This window comes from Nocardia puris (assembly GCF_003315035.1).
GTDB classification, from domain to species: domain Bacteria; phylum Actinomycetota; class Actinomycetes; order Mycobacteriales; family Mycobacteriaceae; genus Nocardia; species Nocardia puris.
Map to the genome: position 1 here is coordinate 863657 of NZ_QNRE01000002.1, position 16012 is coordinate 879668.

A 16012-nucleotide genomic window follows, 5' to 3' on the forward strand; every position below is an offset into this window, starting at 1 on the left:
TCGCCCGCCGGATCGGATCGTGGTGGCGCGACCACGATCCGACTGACGTCCGAACACTCCGGCCGGAGTCGAGGCGGCGCATGCTCAGGTAACCAACCGGCACAAAGGCTTTCGCCAGCGCATCGCCCGAACAGATCGCCCTGCGCTCGGGCGCACGGCCCGCGCGCTGGGGGCGAAGGTCGGGAAGACCGGCGCCGGCGGCGCTCACTGGCGGTCGACGCCCGCCAGCAGGACGGCGACTCCCGAGGTGATCACACCGGCCACCAGGAGCCCCGCGCCCACCCAGATGACGTTCACCACCCGATTCGGGCGCACCGGTTCGCTACCGAGGACCGAGAGGAAGAAGCCGGCCGGGATCAGGATCGCGGCGACCAGCACGGCGAGCGCACCGCCGTTCGCCCAGCCGGGACTCGCGCCCGCGGCGTTGCCGAGGACGGCCAGGAGCAGGCCGAGCGTCACGAGGACGCCGGCGTGCGCGTGACCCGCGCGGAAGAAGGTCTTCTGGAGGTCGTTGGCTCCGTGGCCTCCGGTGGCGATGCGGAAGAGGAACGCACCGCCGGAGGCGATGGTGGCGACCGAGATGACGGTGGCGCCGAGGGCGATGGTCATGAACGGGCTGATGTGCTGCATGGAAGTGTCCTGCGTCTCGGGCTGCGGAAAGGGACGGCGCTGTTGGATACTGCGACTATCCAATATTGGATAGTGTTAGTATCCAATGTCAAGACCGAATGTCCGAGGAGCGATGCCGTCGTGCTGATGTCCGAGTTGGCCGCGCGGGCCGGGGTGCCGGTGCCGACGGTGAAGTACTACCTGCGCGAGAAGGTCCTCATGCCGGGCCGCGCGACCAGCGCCACGCGCGCCGAGTACGACGAGACCCACATCCGGCGTATCGCGCTGATCAAGGCGCTGTCCGCGCTCGGGGTCTCGATGACCAGGATCAAGGTGATCGTCGGCCTGATCGACACCGCCGACGGTCCGCTCCTGGAGTTGATCGCCGCCGCGACGTGGGCCCTGCCCCCGGTCACCGAAGCCGCACCGGACTCCGGTGCGAGCACCGGCAATCCCCGCGCCGCGTCGATACTCGCCACCCTCGGGCTCACCCTGCCCACCGAAGCGCCCCCGGTCGCGCAACTGGAACAGGCCCTGGCCGACGCCGAGGCGGCGGGTATGCCGATCACCGACGAACGGTTCCGCATCTACACTGAGCACGTCACCGCGATAGCCGCCTACGAAATCGAGAACATGCCGCTCGATTCGGCCTCCGCCGCCATCGAGTACTCCGTGCTCGGCACCATCCTCTACGAGCCCATCATCGCGGCCCTGCGACGAATCGCCCACGCGGAGCTGAGCTTTCGCCGACTTACCGCCGAGGCCGACTGAACCGACCGCGTCACGGCCGGATGGGTGCGTGGTCCTGAATCTTCAAGGGGATCACCGGAGTTCCGTCGCTCCAGGTGCCCGTGTACCGGTGTTCCGGGGTGTCGGCGAGGGCGTATTCGCGGTCTTCGCCGTAGTAGGCGGCGTTGCGCAGCGCGTCCCAGACCTTCCAGACGAAGTAGTAGTCGTAGGCGTCGATCGTTCCCCACACCGCGCCTTCGGGATCGGGGGAACCGCCCGCGACACCGTGGTCGGAGGACAAGGGCGGGGTGCCGTGGGCGTCGGTGTGGGTGAGGACGATGCTCTTGTTCTCGGCGGGCAGGCTCGTGAGCTTCGGGAAGATCGCGTTGCAGCTCGAATCCGCTTTGCCCGCTTCGGAGATCACGCCCTCCGCGCCGCTGTGGCATTCGAGCAGCACATCGGACGGGATGCCGCCGAGGTCGTCGGCGAGGGCGGGCTCGCCGGGGCCCGCGAGGCCGCCGTCGTGCGGGTCCTCCAGGAAGACGGCGCGGGGGCGCGGCACGCCGTAGTGCTCCCAGCGGGTGAGGAAGTTGGCGGTGAGGATACCGCCGAAGGAGTTGCCGAAGTAGCTGGTGCGGGCGAGGTCCGGTGGCACCCGGGTGGGGTCGGCGCGCAGGAAGTCCAGCGCGCCGCGGATACCGTCGACGGCCGCGCGCACGCAAGGTTCGATATCGAACGGTCCGGGGCATGGCGTGAGCGGACTCGCCTGCCAGCGCGGGTAGATGACGACATTGCCCTTGCGCACCGTGTGGTGGATGAGCCCGGCCAGCATCTGGTAGCCGGCGAACTCGCCGTAGCCGTGGGAGATCACGGCGAGCGGTGCCGAGGCCGGTTGCGGGTCGACGGGTTCGAAGACGTACCAGGCGCTGTCGCCGCTGCCGCCCTCGCTCACACGCACGCCGCCGGCGGTGTAGTCGCTGCCGCCGGGACCCGAAGTCGGTTGCGGCGGTGGTGTTGTCGCGATGGGCTCGGCGTGCGCGGGAGCGACCGTCAGCAGGCACAGCACCGCGGCGCTCACCACCAGGCGCACCGCGACCCGCAACGGGACTCGCCACGAGACAGGCAAGGAACTCATCGAACGGCACCTCGTACGGTCGCAGGGGTCGTGCGCAGGCCGCTGCCATCGTACGCACGTCACGCCGGATCGCCCGGACCCGGCGCCGACCAACCGCCAGGCGCCACACGCGCGACCATGCGCTACACGCCAACCGAGTTCGCGGCGGTGACCACCAGCGCGGGCGCGATCTCATCCGTCGGAGTGGTCGCACCGATGACGGACGATCGCGCGTCAACCTTCCGCCAACCCTCGCGGAGAAAAGTGACCTGCACCACGGCCCCGCGGCCGTGGGATCACGCGTCCGACTCATCGAGGAGCAGCACCATGACCTACGCCAAGCCCGGCGCCGACGGCAGCATTGTCAGTTACGCGGCTCGCTACGACAATTTCATCGGCGGGGACTGGGTGGCCCCGGTGGAGGGGAAGTACTTCGAGAATCCCTCGCCCGTGGACGGGCAGCCGTTCACCGAGGTGGCGCGCTCCACGGCCGCCGACGTGGACCGGGCGCTGGACGCGGCGCATCGCGCCGCCGACGGCTGGGGCGCCACCTCGGCCGCCGAACGCGCCACTATCCTCAACAAGATCGCCGACCGCATCGAGGACAATCTCGAGGCCCTCGCCGTGGCCGAGACGTGGGAGAACGGCAAGCCGGTCCGCGAGACCAAGGCCGCCGATCTGCCGCTGGCCGTCGACCACTTCCGCTATTTCGCGGGCGCGATCCGCGCGCAGGAGGGCTCGATCAGCGAGATCGACGCCGACACCATCGCCTACCACTTCCACGAGCCGCTCGGCGTGGTCGGGCAGATCATCCCGTGGAACTTCCCGATCCTCATGGCGACCTGGAAGCTGGCGCCCGCGCTGGCGGCCGGCAACGCCGTGGTGATCAAGCCCGCCGAGCAGACGCCGGCGTCGATCCTGAAGGTGATCGAACTCGTGGCGGATCTGCTGCCGCCGGGAGTCGTCAACGTGGTCAACGGTTTCGGCGTGGAGGCGGGTAAGCCGCTGGCGTCGAGCCCGCGCGTGGCGAAGGTGGCGTTCACCGGTGAGACGACCACCGGCCGGCTCATCATGCAGTACGCGAGCGAGAACATCATCCCGGTCACCCTCGAGCTGGGCGGCAAGAGCCCCAACATCTTCCTGGCCGACGTGACCGCCACCGACGACGACTACCTGGACAAGGCGGTCGAGGGTTTCGTGATGTTCGCGCTGAACCAGGGCGAGGTGTGCACGTGCCCGTCGCGGGCGCTGATCCACTCGTCCATCTACGACGAGTTCATCGCGCGCGCCATCGAGCGCACCGAGGCGATTCGCGGCGGCAACCCGCTCGACGACGAGACCATGATCGGCGCGCAGGCCAGCAACGATCAGTACGAGAAGATCCTCTCCTATATCGATATCGGCCGGAAGGAGGGCGCGGAGGTCCTCACCGGCGGCGGCGCCCGCAAGGTGGACGAGTTCCCCGAGGGGTACTACATCGAGCCCACGATCTTCAAGGGCAGCAACGATATGCGGATCTTCCAGGAGGAGATCTTCGGCCCGGTCGTCTCGGTCACCACGTTCGATTCCGAGGAGGAGGCGCTCGAGCTCGCCAACGACACCCTCTACGGGCTCGGCGCGGGCGTCTGGACTCGCGATATGAACTCCGCGTACCGGCTGGGCCGTGGCATCAAGGCGGGCCGGGTGTGGACCAACTGCTACCACGCCTACCCGGCGCACGCCGCGTTCGGCGGGTACAAGAAGTCCGGGATCGGGCGAGAGAATCACGCGATGATGCTGGACCACTACCAGCAGACCAAGAACCTGCTGGTCAGCTACTCGCCGCAGAAGCTCGGATTCTTCTGATGCCCGTCCGCCGCGTCGAACTGACCGAACGGGCCGAACTGCTGCTCGACGATCTGATCGGGCAGCACGGGCCGGTGATGTTCCATCAGTCCGGCGGCTGCTGCGACGGCAGCGCCCCGATGTGCTACCCGCGCGGCGAGTTCCGCGTGGGCGCCTCGGACGTGCTGCTCGGCACCGTCGCGGCGGACACCCCGTTCTGGATGAGCGCCGATCAATTCGAGTATTGGAAACACACCCATCTCACGGTCGACGTCGTCCCGGGTCGCGGGAGCGGATTCTCCTTGGAAGCGCCCGAAGGCGTGCGGTTCCTGATCCGCTCCCGCCTCCTCACCGACGAGGAGTTCACCGACCTCGAAGCGGCGCCCCCGCCCAGAACGGGCGCCGATCTCGAATAGACGTGTGCCGGTTCGCCGGTGCACACCGTTCCGCCCACCGGTTCGCCGCGCCGGTGGGCGGAACATCGGCCTCGCAGGGCACGCGAGGCCGCCGACCTGTGGCGCAGGCTCACCACCGGCGCGGGCGTGGAGGCGCGTGTGGGCGCACTCGGGCAGGGCGCGCGGTCGGGGCGCGCCCTGCGGTGCGTGGTCGTGGGCTCAGCCGGTGGTGAGCGAGGCGTCGACTTCGATCGCGATCTTGCCGCGCACGCCGCCGGATTCGCTATGGCGGTGGGCGGTGGCCAGGTCCGTGAGCGGGTAGACCGCCGCTATGGCCGGGCGCAGGCGTCCGGCCTCGAATTCGGTTGCGAGAGATGACAAGTCGGCCGCCGATGGTTGCACGTGCAGGCGGTGATAGCGCGGGTCGCCCTCGGCGTCGGAGTCCAGGGCCGCGATGAGTACGCCGTCGGGGCGCAGCACGCGGAGCGAGCGTTTGCCGTAATCGCCGCCCACCAGGTCGAGGACCACGTCGACTTCGGCGAGCGATTCGGCGAAATCCGCTGTCCTGTAATCGATCAGCTCGTGCGCGCCGAGCCCCCGCAGATAGCCGTGATGCTTCGCGCTCGCCGTGCCGATGACATGCGCGCCGCGCGCGACCGCCAGTTGCACGGCGAGGTGCCCGACACCACCCGCCGCAGCGTGGATCAGAACACGCTGCCCCGCGGCCACAGCGGACAGGGACTGCCACGCCGTGAGCCCGGCCGTCGGCAGTGCCGCCGACTCCAGATACGAAGCGCCGGCGGGGATCTGGGCGAGCACGGCGGCAGGCACAGTCAGGTATTCGGCGTTCGCGCCGTAACGACCGAACACCAACCCGAAAACCGGCTCCCCTCCCCGGAATTCACTCACGTCAGCCCCGGCTTCGGCCACGACCCCCGACACATCGAATCCCAGCGTGAACGGCAGCTCCCACGGCGGATTCACCTGCCCCGCCCGCACTTTCCAATCAGCGGGATTCACACTCGTCGCCGCCACCCGCACCACCACCTCACCCGGCCCCGGCCGCGGACGCTCCACCGTCACCGCCCGCAACACTTCCGGCCCCCCGAACTCATCCTGCGTGATCACCAACATGCGTTCGATCCTGCTGCGCACGAATGGGTACCGGAAGAAGGCACTTTCGGGATCCCCAGGCACTTCCGGGAACCCACCCCGGCATCCTCGGCGCCACCGCGACCATCCTCTACGCAGCGCTCCAGCTCACCTCCCCTTGATGGCGAGGCTGTTCCGTTCTTCGGTCGCCGCAACTCGGGGTGTGCGGTGCGAAACTCCAGGTTGCCCGTCCGCCGGATCGAACGGTGGCGGGGACGCGAGAGCACTCGGCGCGACCACGGGCGCCCGCCGGGAACTGCGCTGGTTGAGCGCCGTCGTACCTCTCGTGCCGAGGGGTGCGGATACGCTCGACTCATGCTGTACGCAACGTCCGCGCCCGACGTCGCCGCCTTTCGCGCGACCCATCGCGGTGCGATGCACGCCGCGCAGGGTGCCGGGTGCTCCGCGGGACCCGCGTACTGCCGGCCGGGCGGCGCCGGGACTGCCGCCGATCCGCATCACCTCGCGTCCGGGCGGATCGAATCGTGAGCGGTGGGCCGAATGCGGAGCGGACGTCGGGTCTCGTCTCCGAGTACCTCGCCGACTGCCCGGCGCGTGAGGTGCTGACCATCCTGTCCGACAAATGGGTGTTGCTGGTGCTGGGCGTGCTCCGTAAGACGGGCCCGATCCGCTACAACGAGTTGCGGCGGACGCTCGACGGGATCACCCAGAAGGTGCTCACGACAACGCTGCGCACACTGGAGCGTGACGGTCTCGTGCATCGCGCCGTCTACCCCACGGTGCCGCCTCGGGTCGAGTACTCGCTCACCGAACTCGGGGTGAGCATCGGCGATATCGGGCGTGCGCTGGGCGAATGGTCGCAGCGGCATCACGGGGAGGTGGCCGAGGCGCGGGCGAGGTTCGACGAACGGGTCGCGGGCGCCGCCGAACCGGGGTGATCACGCAGGTTTCCCCTCGGTTACAAGTCGATCTTCGCCGTCGACCCGGATGATCATGCGGGCGTAAACTGGATCTCCGCGTACCCCGAGCATGCGAAAGGGGTGGCAGCCATGTGGAGCGCCTGTCGCCACCTGTTTCTCGCGACCGTCGTGGTCGCCACGGCCGCGTTCGGTTCCGGAGCGGCGGCCGCGGTCACGGTCGGCGCCGACACCGTCGAACGCGTCGCCTCGATCACGCCGTCGGCCGGTCAGGAGGTGGGGATCGCGCATCCGGTGACCATCCGTTTCGCCGAACCGGTCGAGAACCGGGCGCGGGCGGAACGGTTCGTCGACGTCCGCGCCGGCGATTCGCTCCCCGGCACGCTTGCCTGGACCGGCGACCGCGAACTCACCTGGACACCCGACGGGTTCCTGCCCGCGAGGACGGGCATCAGCGTCGTGGCGGGCGGGGCGCGCACCGAGTTCCGCACCAACGCGGGTGTCACGGCGGTCGCGAACATGTCCGCGCACACCTTCACCGTCAGTATCGGTGGACAGATCGCGCGCACCATGCCCGCGTCCATGGGCAAGCCCGGCTGGGAGACCCCGACGGGCACCTTCCCCGTGCTGGAGAAGTTCCGCTCGATCGTGTTCGACTCCCGCACCATCGGCATCCCGCTGAACCACCCCGAGGGCTACCTCATCAACGGCGAGTACGCCGAAAGGCTCACGTGGAGTGGCGTTTTCGTGCACTCCGCGCCGTGGTCGGTGGATTCCCAGGGCTACGCCAACGTCAGCCACGGCTGCATCAACCTCGCTCCCGACGACGCCCGCTGGTACTACGAAACGGTCGGTATCGGCGATCCGGTGACCGTGCACTGGTAGGCCTTCCCGCCGTCACCGTGACGGCCGCTCCGCCACGCGACGCGCCGCTACGTTTCGCCGAACACCCCGGACTGGCAGTATCGTGCCGGGGAGCTTGTTTCGAGCGCGACGTACCCGACGGGCGCGATCTGACGAAGGCGGGGAGATGGATCGACCGGATGCGACTTCAGGGCCCGGCCCGGCGCACGGCCGAGGCGGCCGCCCGGATCAGTGGGGGTCCGACCCGTCCGCAGCCCGGCGCACTCCTGGTTATCCGACGCCCGAGACCGGCCCGCGCCCGCACGAAACCCGGAATACCCCGACCGGTAGGTACGGAAACTCCGAATCGCCGCGACTACCGGAAGTCTCGCGGGGGATGAACGATTCGGGTCCGATCCCCCGCCGTCCGGCACCGGCGACGGACTCGTCCGGCCGGCATCGCACGCCGCCACCGCGGCCCGCGCAAGCGGCGGGTGGTCCGGCACCGAACGTCCCCCACCGCCCGCACGACTCCGGCCCGCTGCCGCGCACCGCACCACCGCCTCCCCCCGGACCGCGGCACCAGGCCGGCCAACCGGCGCAGACGTCGCCTCGAGGGCTCACGCCGCCGTCCGGCGCCGCGTTCGAAACAGGCCCGCTCGCCCGGAGGAACGAGCCCCCTCGCGCACCGCAGACGCGCCCCGCCCCGCAAGCCGCCAGGGCACCCCGCCCGGCCCCGGTCATCTCCCCCGAGAGCACGACTCGATCGCGGCACGCCGCCCGGGATCTCGGCGCACCGCAGGCGCGTCAGCCGCTCAGCACCTCGCCGACCGAACGCATGCCCCGCCTCGCACCCGATGCCGCGAGACCCGCCGCCTCCACAACCGAGCCGGGGCCGGTCGTCACGCCGGACACCCCCGGTCTGGACCACCGCAGCGCGCACGCCGCGCGCACCGCCCGGCGCACCACCGCCGACTCCCCCGCCGATTTCCGGCCCACCCGCCGCTACAGCACGGTGAGCGCCGCGCAGACCGACACCGCCGTGCGCGAACCGCTGGTCGAAGCCTCGGCGGCCCGCAAGCGCAGGCCGTGGTCGTCCGGCGGCTCCGCCGAGCAGCCCGCGCGTGTGCGCGATCCGCTCGCCGAACTGGCGGCGGCGCGAGCCGCACGGACCGCCGAACCGGGCTACGGGTCCAGCCCCGGGGAGCCGCCCACGAACCGCCCGGAGCCCGAGTTCCAGCCCACCTCCTTCCCCGAGGAGGACGTCTTCACCCGGATGATCGACCGCTCGCCCAAACGCGGCCGGGTCCGTCGGTGGGCGCCCGCGCTGATCGCATCGATCGGTGCGCTCGCCCTCACCGGTGGCGCGTTGACGTTCATCGGCAGTGACGATCCCGCGCCCACGTCCTCGAGCGCTCCCGCCCCGGCCGCCGAACCCGCCGCGGCCGCGCCGTGTGCGTTCGAGCGGGTCGGCGACCGATTCCAAGGCAATATCGAGGGCGGCACCGACTCCGGCCCGTCCGCGATCTTCGCCTTCCAGCACGCGTATTACGTCACGCGCTCGGCGGAGCTGGCGCGCGCGGTGGTGGCGCCCAACGCGTCGGTGCCCACGGCCGAGGCCATCCAGACCGGTATCGACAGCATCCCGGCGGGCACCACCCACTGCGTCACCATCACGCCGGGTACCTTCGCCGGACAGTTCCGCGTGGTAGTCACCGAGAAGCGCCCCGACAGCGCCGCCACGACCTACAACCCGCAACTGGTGAGCGTCGCCCGCACCGGGGACCGCACACTCATCACCGGGATCGCGCCGGCGAGCTGAGTGCGCGCAGTCGGGGACGGCGTACTCTCCCCGGGATCGTCCCCCGCGACCAGAGCACGCTCAGCGGGGACGGCACGTTCACCTGGACCGCGCCCACGACCCTGGTATCGGTTGCGCGCGGCATGCTCCGGAACCACGCCCAAGGCGAGCAGATGCACGGCAGTCGCGTCGCCCAGCGCCCAGATCCCGCGGTCGGTGGCGGGAATCGACACCGGCCCGTCGGCGCCCTGCACCGTCACCTCTGCCCCGGTCTCCGGCCCGTCCACCGTGCCGCAGGCACCCACCAGCACCACCACAGCCAGCAACAGAAGTCCCCGCATCGCAATCCTTTCCGGCGATCCGCCACCCCGCACCGCCTGAGAGCAACCGCGAAAGCCCCACCCGCGCGGGATAATTCGGCGGGCGGCCGGGTCTCGATGACGGGTCATCGGCTCCCTCTCGACGCGGCGTGACCCAGGTGACCAAGGCCGACCCAAGTCTTGTTCTTGAAGTCGGCTTGATGTCAACTGGTGATCATGGGCGCATCCCGGGTACCGATCGCGGCCGCCGCCGCGCTGTTCGATCTACCGGCCTCCACCGTGCGGTGGTGGGAGCGCGCGGGGGTGCTGCCGCCGCCCGATCGCGCCGGTGGGCGCCGCCGCTACAGCTACCGCGACCTGCGCCGACTGGGGCTCGCCTACCTCTGTTGCGTCACCGGGATGATGCCGCTGGACCGGGCCGCGGTGGTCACCACCGGGCGGGCCGGGCACGCGGACTGGCAGCGCGAAGTGCGCACGCAGATCGGGGTGATCGAGGAGCGGATCCGGCGGTTGCACGGCGCCCGCGACTACCTCGAGCATCTACTCACCTGCACCGACGACGACCCGGCGGGACATTGCCCGATGTTGGAGAAGGAACTGCGGCAGTACACCCCGCGCGGCCGCATCCCGGTCGCCGACCTGCTGGCGGCCGCCGAGTACGCGGACGCGCACCGGGCGGCCCGATCCGGTGACGAAATAAGCACTTTCGGTGACGAAACCTGCCCGGTGTGCGCCGCGCCCCTCGACCAGCCGGCCAGCGGACGCAAACGCCGCTACTGCTCGGCGGCGTGCCGGCAGCGCGCCTACCGGTCACGGGTGACAGCCACCGAATAGCCGCGCCGCTGCCTACTCGACTCCGACACCGCGACGTATCCGGCAGCGGCGTCCGAGCCCTCTCAGATCCCCGGCCGGTACCCGGGAAGGCCGAGCAACTGCCCGATGAACAGGATGATCGGGTCCAGCCACGCGGACCAGGGGTTCGCGGGCGGCGGCGTGGCGCCGGCTGCTCCCGCGCCGAACGCGACGAGCAGACTCACACCCAGAACTACCACGGTCGCACGAGAGTTCGTCATGAATCTGTCGTCCCCTCGAGGGGCAGTCGGTCGGCCGACTCCGGGACGAGCAGCCGTCACATTCGACCGGACGATACTCCCGATCGCGCCGCCGGCCTACAGCGCGGATTCGCGGAACGCAGGAATCCGGCTCGGGTCGCGATGGGCCGACGGGCGTCCGCGTGCGCTCAGCCCCGGTGCCGCTGGGCCGCGTCCACCACGTGCCGCATCAGCAGGGCCGTGGTGACGGGGCCGACGCCGCCGGGAACCGGGCTCAGGCCCTCGGCCTTCCCGGCGACAGAGTCGGCGTCGACATCGCCGACGATCCCGCCGTCGGGCGACTCGTTGGTGCCCACGTCGATGACGACCGCGCCCTCGCGAATGTGCTTGCCGGTGATCAGGCCCGCGCGGCCCGCGGCGGCGACCACCACATCGGCGGTGGTGGTGACGGCGGCCAGATCGGCGGTGCGCGAGTGGCAGACGGTCACCGTGGCGTTCTCGGCCAGCAACAACTGAGCGAGCGGTTTGCCGACCACGTTCGAGCGGCCGACGACCGCCACGTGCCGGCCGGTGAGCGGAATGTCGTGGTGCTTCAGTAGTTCCACCACAGCTTCGGAAGTGGCGGGCACGAAGCCGGGCAGGCCCGAGGCCAGCAGGCCCAGGGAGAGCGGGCTGACGCCGTCGACGTCCTTGTCGGCGGCGATCGCGCCACTCACGTCGTCGAGGGCGACGCCGGCGGGCAGCGGGGTCTGCAACATGATCGCGTCGAACGCGGGGTCCGCGCTGCGTTCGGTGAGTTCGGCGCGGATCCGGTCGGCGGACGCGTCGGCGCCGAGATCGATACGCTCGCAAGCGATTCCGAGTCGTTCGGCGGCCTTGCGCAGCGAGTTCACGTACCAGGCGCTGGCCGGGTCGTCGTTGGCGACCACGAGCGCCAGGCGCGGCGCGGCGCCCCGCTCGGTGAGCGCGGCGGCGCGCTCCTTGGAGTCGGCGTTGAGGGCGGCCGCGAGTTCCTTGCCGGACAGCGAAACGGTATCCACGGTGCCACAGCTTATCCGGGTGCCGGCCCGCGCTTCGCCGCGCCGGGTGAATCAGCGCGCGTTTCGGTCCGGTAATTGCGCCGCGATCGCCGCGACCAGTCGTATCGTGGTGGGTGCTCTGCCCCCGGCTAACTGCCAGCTGACGTACCGGAACCCGTTTCACGCGTGGAAGGTGTCGACTGTAGTGAAGATCTCGAGGCATTGGAAAACCCTGGTCGCGGCCGCTTTCGCGACCGTCACCCTGACCGGTGTGCTCGGCGCCCCCGCCCAGGCGGCCCCCGACACCGACGCCCTGTACAACTCCGCGCAACGGCACTTCACCGACGGCAACGACGCCGCGGGCCGCGCCGATCTGCGCGCCCTGATCGACGCCGACCCGGCCGACGCCGACGCGCTGGCCCTGCAAGCCATCTGGTCGCACTACGCGGGCGACATCCCCGCGTTCGCCGACGCGATGGGTCGGCTCGCGGCCGTCGACCCGGCCAAGAAGGCGGGCACCGACAACGTGATCCACGCCGTGACCGCGGCGGCGGGCACCCTGCCCAATCCCCTGCCCGCGCTGGTCGGCCCGCAGACCGGCATCGTGGTGCTCGGCTACGGCCTGCTGCCCGACGGCGCGCTGCGGCCCGAGCTGGTGAACCGGCTGACGGCCGCGTGGTTGCAGGCGGTGGCGTCGCCGTTCTCGCCGATCGTGCTGACCGGCGGCAATCCGCGCAACGGGATCGCCGAGGCCGACGCGATGGCGCACTGGCTGATCGGGCGCGGCATCCCCGCCTCGCGCATCCACATCGAGAACCGCGCCGGCTCCACCGTGCAGAACGCGCTGTTCAGCACCCGCATCCTGCGCGATATCGGTGCGACCAGCGCCGTGGTGGTGACCTCCCCCAACCACATCCGGCGCGCGGTGGCCGATTTCATCGTCGCGGGGACCCGCGTCGTCGGCGCGACCACCTCGCTGGAGCAGCTGGTGTCGCAGCTCCCGCCGCCGCCCCGGCACGCCCAGCGCGGGATCTACCTCGACGCGACCCGGACGTTCCAGCTCGCCACCTCGCGCTGACAATTCGCTGGTCACGCCCGGACCGGTGCGGCACGATGACCACGTGGAGGTGGGCGTTTCGGGTGACGTGGCGGCGCGGTTGCGCGCGGCGGGGTGTGTGTTCGCCGAGGACGAAGCACGGTTGCTGACCGAGGCGGCGGGCGGTTCCGCCGTCGAGCTGGAGCGGTTGGTGTCGCAACGGGTTTCGGGCACGCCGCTGGAGCATCTGCTGGGGTGGGCCGAGTTCCGGGGAGTGCGGGTCGCGGTCGGGCCGGGGGTGTTCGTGCCGAGACAGCGGAGCGTTTTCCTCGTGGACGAGGCGTTGGCGCTGGTCCGGCACAGCATGAGGGCGCTCGGCGAGGACGCACCTTCGGCGACCGCGACGCGCCCCGGCACCCCCGCGTCCCACACGACCGCCACCCGTACACCCCACACGACCGCCGCACCATCTGGCACCGAGGCGTTCCTCGACGGCGCAGCACGATCCGGGCCGCAGCCGAACCGCCCCGTCATAGTCGATCTCTGCTGCGGGTCGGGCGCACTCGGACTCGCCCTGACCACCGCGCTGGCCGGCCAGGACATCCCCGTCGACCTGCACGCCGCCGATATCGAACCCGTCGCCGTCGCCTGCGCCCGCCGCAACCTCGCACCGATCGGCGGGTCCGTCTACGAGGGCGATCTCTTCACCCCACTCCCGCACCACCTCCGCGGCCGCGTCGACATCCTCCTCGCCAACACCCCCTACGTCCCCACCGCCCACATCGCCGACATGCCGCCCGAGGCTCGCGACCACGAACCCCGCTCCGCCCTCGACGGCGGCCCCGACGGCCTCGACCTCTTCCGCCGCGTCGCCGCCGAAGCCCCGCACTGGCTCGCCCCGGGCGGCCACCTCCTCGTCGAGACGAGCACCGAACAAGCCCCGACCGCCACCGCGATCCTCACAACCCACGGCCTCACCCCACGCCTCGCCGAATCCGAGGAGCACTACGCCACCGTCGTCATCGGCACGTGCCCCGAGTGAGCCTGCGCTCGCAACATCTCGACCTGAATGATCTCCGCGCGGTCGGGCTCGCCGACGGTGGCGCCTCGGCGGCGCGGCCGGTCTCGGCGGTGGGCGAGTCGTCGGCCTCCCCTGCCCACCGCATCCGCGAGCTACCGACAGCGACGGTCGTCCATCGACGGAACAGCCAAGCCCTCGCGATGCAGACCCGATCGCACCCCGACGTTCACCTTCGCCGGAGGCCGCGCGGCGATCCCCGAACCCCCGGCTTCCCTGACTCGAACTCGAATCCGTCAGTTGCCGAAGGGTTCCGGCGTCGTCGCCGGGTCCCCATCCAACGCGGCGGCCAGTCGCGGAACCGCGGTCTCGAGCAGGAACGGAATGCTCGGCGGGGAGTTGAAGCCCCACGCGCCGGCGAAGTCCTGGTCGAAGCCGCCCATGTTCAGGAATCGTCCCTCGCGGACCGCGGGCATCTGCTGGACGAGCGGGCTGGCGAAAGAGTCGGGGTCCACACCCTCGGCGACGAGCACGTCGGCCTCGAGCCGGTCGATCAGTTCGAAGCTGATCTGTTCCGACCGCGCGGGGACCTGGAAACCCAGTTCGGTCAACCACCGGCTCCGGTAGTCGTCGACGCCCGGGCTGATCCGCAGATCGCCCGTCCGGCTCAGCCCGAGCAGGAAGCGCGCCGACTTCCCGGCGAATTCGGGATGTTCGCGGATCGCGTCGTCGAAGAGCTGCCGCGTCTGGGCGACCAACTCCTGGGCCCGATCCTCCCGACCCAGCGCCTTGCCGGTGATGCGGGTCTGCTCCTCCGAGGTCGTCGCGCCCGGCAGGACGCCGGCCGGTTCGGCCACGGTGGGCGCGATCGACGACAGGTCCCGGTAGCCCGTCTCATCGATGTAGGAGTTGATGCCCAGGATCAGATCCGGCTTCAGCGAGACGATCTTCTCGAGGTTCAACTCGGTGGCCCCCACGGTGGGTAAGGGCTTGTCGCGCACCGATTCCGGCGCCCACGGGCGCGACGGCGCATCCTAGCTGAGGAACTCCCGCACGCCCACCGGCACCACGCCGAACGCCAGCGCGAAGTCCTGCTCGTTGAATCCGATCGTCACGACGCGCAGCGGCGTCGCCGGAATGACGGTCTGCCCGAATCGGTGATCGATGGTGACGGGGTACCCCGCGCCACCGTCCGCACCACCCGACTCCGGTGCACCGTCCTCGACCGGACGCGCACCCGGCGACCACCAGCACCAGTCCGGCGATCACCGGAAGCAGCGAACGGAGCACGGGATCTACCAAGTGGTCGCAACATATGGTTGGGCTAACCACGCTCGCCGAGCGGCGGCGGGCGGGGCCCGCCGCCGGCGATCGTCCTACTTCTTCCGCCCGGTGAACTGGTCCATCGAGCGGTAGACGCCCACCGTGTCGAGGAACATGTCGCGCAGTTTGATGGGCAGCAGACCGGAGAGCGCCTTGTTGAGCCGCGAGGTCCAGGGCAGGATCACCAGCGGCGTGCCGTCCTTCATCTGCTTCCAGGACGTGTCGACCACCTCGTCCTGGTCCAGGATCGGGGTGAGCCAGAAACCCTTGGCGCCGTCGAACATTCCGGTGTTGATGTAGGTCGGGCAGACGGTGGTGACCTTCACATGGTCGTGCCCGGCCTGCTCGAGTTCCAGGCGCACCGAATCCGACCAGCCCAGCGCCGCCCACTTCGACGCCGCGTACACGGCCATGCGCGGGTTGGACACCAGGCCCGCCGAGGAGGCGATGGTGAGCACGCGCGCCTGGCCGGTGCCCTGCACCATGGCGGGCAGGAACTCCAGGGTGAGGTACATCGGGGCGAGCGAGTTGATCGCCATGGTCTTGTCGATGTCGGCGCGGTCGTCGGTCTCCCAGAAGTACCGGTTGCCGCGCACGATGCCCGCGTTATTGACCAGGATGTCGATGCCGCCGACGGCCTCGCGGGTGGCGGTGGCGCCCTCGCCGATGGCGTCGCGGTCGGACACATCCACTACGAAGCGGTGGATCTCGGTGCCCTTACCGGACAGCTCGTCGGCGGTCTCCTTCAGCGCCACCTCGTTGACGTCCCACAGCGCCACCGCGGCGGCGCCCTCGCGCACCGCGCGTTCGGCGAACAGCTTGCCCAGGCCCATCGCGGCGCCCGTGACCAGCACCTTCTTACCCGCGACCGAGTCGAGTTTCATGAATGCTCCGGATTC

Annotated in this window: 17 protein-coding genes; 9 read left to right on the forward strand and 8 right to left on the reverse strand. The window is 70.5% G+C overall.

Features of this window, described 5'->3' with window-relative positions; genetic code table 11:
• Nucleotides 1-204 precede the first annotated feature (204 nt).
• The gene (locus DFR74_RS09680) at nt 205-630 is read right to left on the reverse strand and encodes a hypothetical protein (RefSeq protein WP_067511181.1); all 426 of its coding nucleotides are present in this window, start codon (nt 628-630) and stop codon (nt 205-207) included.
• 126 nt (nt 631-756) lie between these two features.
• On the opposite strand from DFR74_RS09680, the gene DFR74_RS09685 reads away from it, so the two are divergent.
• A complete protein-coding gene (locus DFR74_RS09685; RefSeq protein ID WP_232331816.1) occupies nt 757-1380 on the forward strand; it encodes a MerR family transcriptional regulator in 624 nt (207 codons plus the stop codon).
• Nucleotides 1381-1390: 10 nt separating this feature from the next.
• Here the strand turns inward: DFR74_RS09685 and DFR74_RS09690 are convergent, their stop codons facing one another.
• Nucleotides 1391-2473: an alpha/beta fold hydrolase gene (locus DFR74_RS09690; RefSeq protein WP_147265768.1), complete on the reverse strand. Its 1083-nt coding sequence runs from the start codon at nt 2471-2473 to the stop codon at nt 1391-1393.
• A gap of 306 nt (nt 2474-2779) precedes the next feature.
• Between DFR74_RS09690 and adh the strand changes: the two genes are divergently transcribed.
• Nucleotides 2780-4297 (forward strand): aldehyde dehydrogenase, encoded by a 1518-nt coding sequence (gene adh, locus DFR74_RS09695; protein ID WP_067511184.1) that lies wholly within the window; start codon nt 2780-2782, stop codon nt 4295-4297.
• The gene (locus tag DFR74_RS09700; protein ID WP_067511185.1) at nt 4297-4692 is read left to right on the forward strand and encodes a DUF779 domain-containing protein; all 396 of its coding nucleotides are present in this window, start codon (nt 4297-4299) and stop codon (nt 4690-4692) included. Before adh ends, DFR74_RS09700 begins: the two co-directional genes overlap by 1 nt.
• 198 nt (nt 4693-4890) lie before the next feature.
• Here DFR74_RS09700 and DFR74_RS09705 read toward each other — a convergent pair whose 3' ends face one another.
• Entirely contained in the window at nt 4891-5805 is a 915-nt protein-coding gene (locus tag DFR74_RS09705) for an NADP-dependent oxidoreductase (RefSeq protein ID WP_067511186.1), read from the reverse strand.
• A 503-nt stretch (nt 5806-6308) separates the two neighbouring features.
• Here DFR74_RS09705 and DFR74_RS09710 point away from each other — a divergent pair.
• The 3 genes from DFR74_RS09710 to DFR74_RS09720 all read left to right on the forward strand — a co-directional run bounded on the left by DFR74_RS09710 (nt 6309) and on the right by DFR74_RS09720 (nt 9366).
• Complete coding sequence (locus DFR74_RS09710) at nt 6309-6722, forward strand: winged helix-turn-helix transcriptional regulator (RefSeq protein ID WP_067511187.1); 414 nt, start codon at nt 6309-6311, stop codon at nt 6720-6722.
• Nucleotides 6723-6833: 111 nt separating this feature from the next.
• Nucleotides 6834-7586 carry a L,D-transpeptidase gene (locus DFR74_RS09715; RefSeq protein WP_067511188.1) on the forward strand — a complete coding sequence of 251 codons (753 nt, stop codon included), beginning with the start codon at nt 6834-6836 and terminating at the stop codon, nt 7584-7586.
• Between the two features lie 796 nt (nt 7587-8382).
• Nucleotides 8383-9366, forward strand: a complete 984-nt coding sequence (locus tag DFR74_RS09720; RefSeq protein ID WP_067511189.1) for a hypothetical protein — start codon at nt 8383-8385, stop codon at nt 9364-9366.
• On the opposite strand, the gene DFR74_RS35300 is transcribed toward DFR74_RS09720, so the two are convergent.
• On the reverse strand, nt 9291-9686 hold the full coding sequence (locus tag DFR74_RS35300) for a hypothetical protein (RefSeq protein WP_147265769.1): 396 nt from the start codon (nt 9684-9686) through the stop codon (nt 9291-9293). The genes DFR74_RS09720 and DFR74_RS35300 overlap by 76 nt on opposite strands.
• A gap of 195 nt (nt 9687-9881) precedes the next feature.
• On the opposite strand from DFR74_RS35300, the gene DFR74_RS09725 reads away from it, so the two are divergent.
• Nucleotides 9882-10499, forward strand: coding sequence for a helix-turn-helix domain-containing protein (locus DFR74_RS09725; RefSeq protein ID WP_067511225.1), 618 nt, complete (start codon nt 9882-9884; stop codon nt 10497-10499).
• 62 nt (nt 10500-10561) lie between these two features.
• Here DFR74_RS09725 and DFR74_RS35870 read toward each other — a convergent pair whose 3' ends face one another.
• On the reverse strand, nt 10562-10738 hold the full coding sequence (locus DFR74_RS35870) for a hypothetical protein (RefSeq protein WP_157115856.1): 177 nt from the start codon (nt 10736-10738) through the stop codon (nt 10562-10564).
• 167 nt (nt 10739-10905) lie between these two features.
• Nucleotides 10906-11757, reverse strand: coding sequence for a bifunctional 5,10-methylenetetrahydrofolate dehydrogenase/5,10-methenyltetrahydrofolate cyclohydrolase (locus tag DFR74_RS09730; protein WP_067511190.1), 852 nt, complete (start codon nt 11755-11757; stop codon nt 10906-10908).
• Nucleotides 11758-11941: 184 nt separating this feature from the next.
• Between DFR74_RS09730 and DFR74_RS09735 the strand changes: the two genes are divergently transcribed.
• Entirely contained in the window at nt 11942-12814 is an 873-nt protein-coding gene (locus DFR74_RS09735; protein WP_084537884.1) for a YdcF family protein, read from the forward strand.
• 43 nt (nt 12815-12857) lie between these two features.
• On the forward strand, nt 12858-13814 hold the full coding sequence (locus tag DFR74_RS09745) for a putative protein N(5)-glutamine methyltransferase (RefSeq protein WP_232331817.1): 957 nt from the start codon (nt 12858-12860) through the stop codon (nt 13812-13814).
• Between the two features lie 272 nt (nt 13815-14086).
• On the opposite strand, the gene DFR74_RS09750 is transcribed toward DFR74_RS09745, so the two are convergent.
• On the reverse strand, nt 14087-14791 hold the full coding sequence (locus DFR74_RS09750; protein ID WP_084537885.1) for an ABC transporter substrate-binding protein: 705 nt from the start codon (nt 14789-14791) through the stop codon (nt 14087-14089).
• 375 nt (nt 14792-15166) lie between these two features.
• The gene (locus DFR74_RS09755) at nt 15167-15997 is read right to left on the reverse strand and encodes an SDR family oxidoreductase (protein WP_067511191.1); all 831 of its coding nucleotides are present in this window, start codon (nt 15995-15997) and stop codon (nt 15167-15169) included.
• Between the last annotated feature and the right edge of the window lie 15 nt (nt 15998-16012).